Here is a 6,678-nt window from a genome sequence, read left to right as displayed (position 1 = left end):
GGTAGATGATTGGGGTGAAGTCGTAACAAGGTAGCCGTATCGGAAGGTGCGGCTGGATCACCTCCTTTCTAAGGATATACGTTTCACATTCACTCGTTTTCAGTTTTGAGAGGGAAATGTCCCTTTCAAAAAGCAATCCGTTTGGTGGCGATGGCGGAGGGGAACCACGCGTACCCATCCCGAACACGACCGTTAAGCCCTCCAGCGCCGATGGTACTTGGACCGAAGGGTCCTGGGAGAGTAGGGCGTTGCCAAGCGGACCAAGGAGTACTCACTGGATATTATATCCGGTGGGTACTCTTTTTTTGTCTATTGGCCCATTTGTAACCGATCGGCAACTTCTTCCGCCGCCTTTTCGTCTATATTAAGGAAAAGGAGGATAAAGATGAACAAGCTGGATAACAAAAATGCGGAAATGGCCCCGGAATCCCGGATGACCCGGCGAACATTTTTAAAAACTGGCGGAAGGCTGTTTGCCGGAATGTTGATTTTGCCAATACCGGCTTACGGTTATGCGAGATACGCAGAACCACGCTGGGTCCAGACGAATAAGGTGCCGTTGACCTTTGACCGGCTTCCTGAGGCCATGTCCGGGATGAGGCTTCTTCAATTCAGCGATGTTCATCTGGGCCCTTATTATTCCCCTGATGCTCTGATACAGTTAGTGGAGAGGATAAATAATCTCAACCCCGATTTGGTATGTTTTACTGGCGATTTGTATGATTCCGCAATATTTTCGGAGAAAGACGTTATCGAAGCCTTATCCGGCGTCAAGGCGGCTTATGGCAAGTTTGCCGTGTTGGGCAACCATGACTACATCGACAGTGCGGTACAGGTATCGAAGTTATGGAAGGCTTCCGGATTTCAACTGCTTAAGAACAATGCGTTCAAAATAACAAAGGACCGGGAAAGTATAATTGTTGCGGGAGTGGATGATTTTGTCAAAGGAAGGCCCGATTTGGCTAAAGCATTGAATAGAGCCGATCCTTCCGTGTTTACACTGCTGTTATCCCATGCTCCCGATTTCGCAGACACGGCCTCGCGCTATCCGGTAGATCTGCAGTTGTCCGGACACAGCCATGGCGGTCAGGTGAGGCTGCCATGGATCGGGCCTATTGTTACCCCGCTCGGAGCCAAGAAGTATGTAGATGGGCTGTACAAGCTCAAAGAAGGAAAGTTCTTTTTGTACGCAAACAGAGGGATCGGCGTCAGTTTGCATCCGGTTCGTTTTTGCTGCAGACCGGAGCTAACCCTGTTTGAACTGCACAGAAGCTCGGCAGGCGAATGAAAGCCAAGCGGAACGGAAAGAATAATGAAAATAACCAAGCTCCGACAAAAAGAAAAAGCAGGAGGGGGGATTCGATGAAAAGATTGAATAACCCGGTCTTTCTTGTCTGTTTGTCAGCGATTCTCTACGCCGTTGTCGGATTAATGTATATGCCGTGGATGCCCGAAGCCGTTACGGCCTCGTTCGGCTTCCTCGGAACGGAGCAAGGCTCGGAAGGGAAGCTGGTTTCCTTATGGGCCCGGTGGGCTGTAGGAATTAGCATGTCGATGCTGCTTTTGTTTATTATTCAATGGAGTCTCGGCTCCAATTTGCACAAGTGGGTCCTTGTTCTTCAACTGGCACTCATTTCTATTTGCATGGCCGCTCAATTTCCTCCGCTTCTGTTATGGGGACTGTTTGCTTTGACGGACACGATGCCGCCGGGGACAAGCATGTTTTGGCTGCATCTCCTTCTTTTGCTGCTGGCAGGCTGGACCTTCATTCGGTTAATAGATCAGCTTAAATTGGGTAATGCTTTCGAAAATCCGTTAAAATCCGAATGAGAACCAGGGGTTTTCAACTAAAAAACGAACTTTCCAAAAGACGAACATTATAATGTTCGTCTTTTTGTTGACAGGGCTCGTAGGAGGCTGTTAGAATGAAGGGGAAAGCTGTAATTAGCTTGTTAGACCAATAGAATATAGCTAGACTCGTATAATCACAGGAATACGGCCTGTAAGTCTCTACCCAAGAACCGTAAATTTTTGGACTACGAGTTTGGAATTATCCCATTAGAACAGCGCCCAGCGCTGTCTTGATGCGTGCTGTCATGTCTGGAGGACGAGTAAGTCGGGAGCGCAGACTCATTGGAATGCCTTCCTTCCCGGATTTGTATAGCAAGCGCAAGATGAGAGAATTTAAAGAGCGGACAGCGTTTGGCTGGAAGTGTTCTTAAGGGTCCGAACTCGTTTGTCCGTCAGATTGATAGCCTATCTAGCGGACTTTTTTTGCCGCAACCGAATATTTTCCTTCATTTTTGCAGGAGTCGGAATCCACATGGAATGAACTTTTTGGGGTTGTTTTATTTTGCAGCCCTGACTTGGGAACGATAAATATTGAGGAAAGAGGGATGCATGTGTCGGCTGTTGTCGGGATCATAATGGGAAGTCAGTCGGATTGGGAAACGATGAAGCATGCATGCGATATATTGGATGAACTGGAAATTCCTTATGAGAAGAAAGTAGTATCCGCCCACCGGACCCCGGACCTGATGTTTCAATATGCGGAAACCGCAGTGGAACGCGGACTTAAGGTCATTATTGCCGGTGCAGGGGGGGCCGCTCATCTGCCTGGAATGGTAGCGTCCAAGACGCCGCTTCCGGTCATTGGCGTCCCCGTTCAGTCCGCTGCGCTTAACGGGCTTGATTCGCTTCTGTCGATCGTACAGATGCCCGGCGGAATTCCCGTGGCCACGGTAGCGATCGGCAAGGCAGGAGCTACGAATGCGGGCTTGTTGGCCGCACAGATGCTGGGGGCACATGATCCTGCCATCCAGCGCAAAATCATCCAACGCCGCGAAAGCATCCGTCAAGCGGTGACAGAAAGCAGTGACTTGTTATGAACGGACAAACGCCAAGACATGTCCATAAGATAGAGAACAGCATGCAGCCTATCCTTCCGGGAAGCACCATCGGTGTGCTGGGGGGAGGACAGTTGGGCCGGATGCTTGCTTTAGCCGGTCGCCATATGGGTTACCGGTTTGTGACGTTGGATCCGACGGAAGACAGCCCTTGCGGGCAAGTGGCGGATCGCCAAATCACGGCCGCCTATGACGATGCCGAAGCCGCCCGCGAGCTTGCTGCGCTGTCCGATGTCATTACCTATGAATTCGAGAATGTCGATGCGGGTGTAGCGGCGATGCTCGAATCGGCCTCTCGGGTTCCGCAAGGAAGCGCACTGCTCTTTACGACTCAGCACCGTCTGAGGGAGAAGAGAGCCATTGAAGCTGCCGGAGTGCCGGTGGCCCCTTATGAGGAAATCTCAAGTGCCGCCCATCTGCGTGAAGCGGTTGGAAGATTCGGGACACCTTGCGTACTCAAGACGGCGACCGGGGGCTATGACGGCAAGGGGCAGTGGGTGATCCGCGAAGAGAGTCAGGCTGACGAGGCTTATGCCGAATTGAGCCGGACGGGAACGGAGCTAGTTCTGGAGAAGTTCATCCGTTTTGAACGCGAGCTGTCGGTTATTGCGGCAAGGAACCCGCGGGGCGAGGTCCGGGCTTTTCCGGTAGCGGAGAATGTGCACCAGGACAATATCCTTCATCTGTCTATCGTGCCGGCCCGGATATCCCGGGATGTCCTGCAGCGCGCCGAGAAGATGGCGGTGCAAATCGCCGAATCGTTAAACGTCATAGGCCTTATTGCGGTGGAGATGTTCCTGACACCGGAAGGGGAGCTGTTCGTCAACGAACTGGCGCCGCGACCGCATAATTCGGGCCACTATACGATGGAAGCCTGTGCGACTTCCCAGTTCGAGCAGCATATCCGCGCGGTCTGCAACTTGCCGCTCGGCTCCACCAGGCTCCTGACCCCGGTCGTAATGGTCAACATACTGGGGGAGCATGTCGAGCCGCTGCTGGAATGGGCGGGCAAGCAGACGGAAGAGGATCCGCGGGTTAGTCCCAAAATCCACCTCTACGGCAAGAAAGAAGCGAAGACGAAGCGGAAGATGGGGCATGTTAATTTGCTCGTTGAAGATATCCGGGATGCGTTCGATTGGATCGAACGAACCGGGATATGGAGCCGGTAAAACAGCTTGAAGCTCAATCCTACATTAGCGGAGGTTCCTTATGATTGAAAGATATTCACGACCTGAGATGGCAGCCATTTGGACAGAAGAGAATAAATTCAAGGCCTGGCTGGAAGTCGAGATTTTATCCTGTGAAGCCTGGTCCGAGCTCGGGATTATTCCGCGTGAGGATGTCCGGCAGATCAGAGCCAAGGCCGGCTTCTCGCTCGACCGCATCTATGAGATCGAACAGGAAACCCGGCACGATGTCATTGCCTTCACCCGGGCCGTATCCGAATCACTTGGCCCGGAGCGCAAATGGGTTCATTACGGGCTGACCTCGACCGATGTGGTGGATACGGCACTTGGATATCTGCTGCTGCAGGCTAATCGGATTTTGGAGCAGGATATCCTTCGCTTCCTGGACATTCTGAAGGACAAAGCGATTGCCCACAAAGATACGGTCATGATGGGAAGAACCCATGGGGTTCATGCCGAGCCGACCACCTTCGGCCTGAAAATGGCGCTCTGGCACGAGGAGATGAAGCGCAATCTGGAGCGATTCCGGATGGCGGCCGACGGTGTTCAATACGGCAAAATTTCCGGGGCGGTCGGAACATACGCCAACATCGATCCTTTCATTGAACAATACGTCTGCGAGAAGCTCGGCACGAAACCGGCTCCCATCTCCACGCAGACGCTCCAGAGAGACCGCCATGCCGAATATATGGCGACTCTCGCTCTCATTGCTACATCGATCGATAAGTTTGCCACGGAGATCCGGGCTCTGCAGAAGAGCGAGTTCCGCGAGGTGGAGGAGCCTTTTGCCAAGGGGCAGAAAGGGTCTTCCGCGATGCCGCACAAGCGCAACCCGATCGGCTGCGAGAATATGTCCGGACTGGCCAGGGTGATTCGCGGGCATATGATATCTGCTTACGAGAATGTGACCTTATGGCATGAACGGGACATTTCCCACTCTTCCGTAGAGAGAATTATACTGCCGGACGCGACCATTCTGCTGAACTATATGCTGAACCGGTTCTCCAACATCGTACAGAACCTGACCGTCTTCCCGGAAAATATGAAGCGCAATATGCAGTCGACCTACGGGGTTCCTTTCTCCGGAAGAGTCATGACGAAGCTGATTGACAAAGGCCTTAGCCGCGAGCAGGCATATGATACAGTCCAGCCCAAAGCAATGCAGGCCTGGGAGGAACAGCGTTCCTTCCACGATATATTGAGCGGGGACAGCTCGATTAGCGCTCTGCTGAGTCCGGAGGAACTGGCGGACTGCTTTGATCCCGGCTGGCATCTGAAGCATGTGGATACGGTATTTAAACGGTTAGGATTCATTTGATCGCAAGCGGAACGAGTTAAGACAGCAAGGACCTGTGCAGGGCAGGCCCGATTGGAGGGGAAGCCATTGAACAACCCGAATGCGATTGCGACGGCAGTAGATTACATTCAAGCCCCGCTGGTGTACAAAGGCAAGGTGCGCGAGCTGTATGATCTCGGGGAGCACTACCTGATTGCGGTTACTGACCGTATCTCGGCTTTTGACTATGTGCTTAAGCCGGCGGTTCCATCCAAGGGCGAGGTGCTCAACCAACTGAGCAAGTTTTGGTTCGGGAAGACGGAATCGATTATTCCCAATCATATGATTCATGCCGATGCAGACCGGCTGAGTCCGTTCATCCAACAGCCCGACCTGCTGCGGAACCGGATCATGGTAACACGCAAGGCCGAGAGAATCGATATTGAATGTGTCGTCCGCGGTTATATTACCGGCGGAGGCTGGAGGAAGTATAAGGAAACAGGTGAAATCAACGGTCACAAGCTGCCTGCCGGCCTGCGAAAAAATGAACGTTTGGCCGAGCCGATCTTCACTCCGGCCGCCAAGAATGACGTTGGGCATGACGAGGATATTAGCATAGAGCGAATGAAGGAGCTGGTCGGCGAGCGGCTGACGGAGCAACTGATGGCCGCCAGTCTCCGGCTGTACCAATTCGCGCATGATTACTGTGGAAGCAAGGGCGTCATTCTTGCGGATACGAAATTTGAATTCGGTCTGATAGACGGCCGAATCCTGCTGATCGATGAAGCGGTTACCCCCGATTCATCCCGCTTCTGGGCCCGGGAGAACTATGCGCTCGACATAGAGATTGACAGCATGGACAAGGAGCCGGTCCGCACCTATCTGGCGGGCTCCGGCTGGGACAGGAACAGCGAGCCGGAGGAGCTTCCGGAGGAAGTCGTCCGAGCGACATCGGAGCGGTATCGGGAGATTTATAGAAGACTGGTTTCCTGAATTTATTTATTATAACCATTATCTTGGTTTAGGAGGAACAATGAAGATGATTAAGGCTACCGTTTATGTAACGATCAAGCAAAGCGTGCTGGACCCTCAGGGCAATGCCGTTCAAGGCGCACTGCATTCCATGGGTTTTGCGGAAGTGGGCAAGGTCAGAATCGGCAAGTATTTGGAGCTGGAGCTGGATACCGATAACCGCGAGGAAGCCGAAGCCCGTTTGAAGGAAATGTGCGAGAAGCTGCTGGCCAATACGGTAGTGGAAGACTACCGCTTCGAGTTGGCTTAGTTGAAACGGCGATAAGACATTCAACAA

The 6,678-nt window shown here is 52.5% G+C and carries 7 protein-coding genes, 2 rRNA genes and 1 riboswitch; all 9 genes read left to right on the top strand.

Annotated elements, in window-relative coordinates:
* Window positions 1–68 (top strand): 16S ribosomal RNA (locus ACTHRH_RS17270); the annotation flags it as partial.
* Between the two features lie 72 nt (window positions 69–140).
* Window positions 141–257: ribosomal RNA gene (gene rrf, locus ACTHRH_RS17265) — 5S ribosomal RNA — on the top strand.
* Window positions 258–385: 128 nt separating this feature from the next.
* A complete protein-coding gene (locus ACTHRH_RS17260) occupies window positions 386–1,288 on the top strand; it encodes a metallophosphoesterase (protein WP_440416728.1) in 903 nt (300 codons plus the stop codon).
* Between the two features lie 74 nt (window positions 1,289–1,362).
* Window positions 1,363–1,830: a hypothetical protein gene (locus ACTHRH_RS17255; RefSeq protein WP_379290847.1), complete on the top strand. Its 468-nt coding sequence runs from the start codon at window positions 1,363–1,365 to the stop codon at window positions 1,828–1,830.
* 127 nt (window positions 1,831–1,957) lie between these two features.
* Window positions 1,958–2,059: riboswitch (purine riboswitch) on the top strand.
* Window positions 2,060–2,402: 343 nt separating this feature from the next.
* The gene (gene purE, locus ACTHRH_RS17250; protein ID WP_379290845.1) at window positions 2,403–2,888 is read left to right on the top strand and encodes a 5-(carboxyamino)imidazole ribonucleotide mutase; all 486 of its coding nucleotides are present in this window, start codon (window positions 2,403–2,405) and stop codon (window positions 2,886–2,888) included.
* On the top strand, window positions 2,885–4,075 hold the full coding sequence (purK, locus tag ACTHRH_RS17245; RefSeq protein WP_440416725.1) for a 5-(carboxyamino)imidazole ribonucleotide synthase: 1,191 nt from the start codon (window positions 2,885–2,887) through the stop codon (window positions 4,073–4,075). Before purE ends, purK begins: the two co-directional genes overlap by 4 nt.
* A gap of 40 nt (window positions 4,076–4,115) precedes the next feature.
* The gene (gene purB, locus ACTHRH_RS17240) at window positions 4,116–5,411 is read left to right on the top strand and encodes an adenylosuccinate lyase (protein ID WP_144941372.1); all 1,296 of its coding nucleotides are present in this window, start codon (window positions 4,116–4,118) and stop codon (window positions 5,409–5,411) included.
* A gap of 66 nt (window positions 5,412–5,477) precedes the next feature.
* Window positions 5,478–6,362: a phosphoribosylaminoimidazolesuccinocarboxamide synthase gene (locus ACTHRH_RS17235; protein WP_144941374.1), complete on the top strand. Its 885-nt coding sequence runs from the start codon at window positions 5,478–5,480 to the stop codon at window positions 6,360–6,362.
* 46 nt (window positions 6,363–6,408) lie between these two features.
* Window positions 6,409–6,651 (top strand): phosphoribosylformylglycinamidine synthase subunit PurS, encoded by a 243-nt coding sequence (gene purS / locus ACTHRH_RS17230; protein WP_144941376.1) that lies wholly within the window; start codon window positions 6,409–6,411, stop codon window positions 6,649–6,651.
* Window positions 6,652–6,678 lie beyond the last annotated feature (27 nt).

This window comes from Paenibacillus sp. SAFN-117 (genome assembly GCF_051966115.1).
GTDB lineage: Bacteria > Bacillota > Bacilli > Paenibacillales > NBRC-103111 > Paenibacillus_L > Paenibacillus_L residui.
The sequence above is the reverse complement of the archived record's forward strand: the minus strand, read 5'-3'. Positions and strand labels throughout refer to the sequence as shown.

Excerpts from the sequence above, each read along its gene's own strand:
- purB (WP_144941372.1), top strand. The coding sequence starts at position 4,116 with ATGATTGAAAGATATTCACGACCTGAGATGGCAGCCATTTGGACAGAA.
- ACTHRH_RS17260 (WP_440416728.1), top strand. The coding sequence starts at position 386 with ATGAACAAGCTGGATAACAAAAATGCGGAAATGGCCCCGGAATCCCGG.
- ACTHRH_RS17255 (WP_379290847.1), top strand. The coding sequence starts at position 1,363 with ATGAAAAGATTGAATAACCCGGTCTTTCTTGTCTGTTTGTCAGCGATT.
- purK (WP_440416725.1), top strand. The coding sequence starts at position 2,885 with ATGAACGGACAAACGCCAAGACATGTCCATAAGATAGAGAACAGCATG.
- purS (WP_144941376.1), top strand. The coding sequence starts at position 6,409 with ATGATTAAGGCTACCGTTTATGTAACGATCAAGCAAAGCGTGCTGGAC.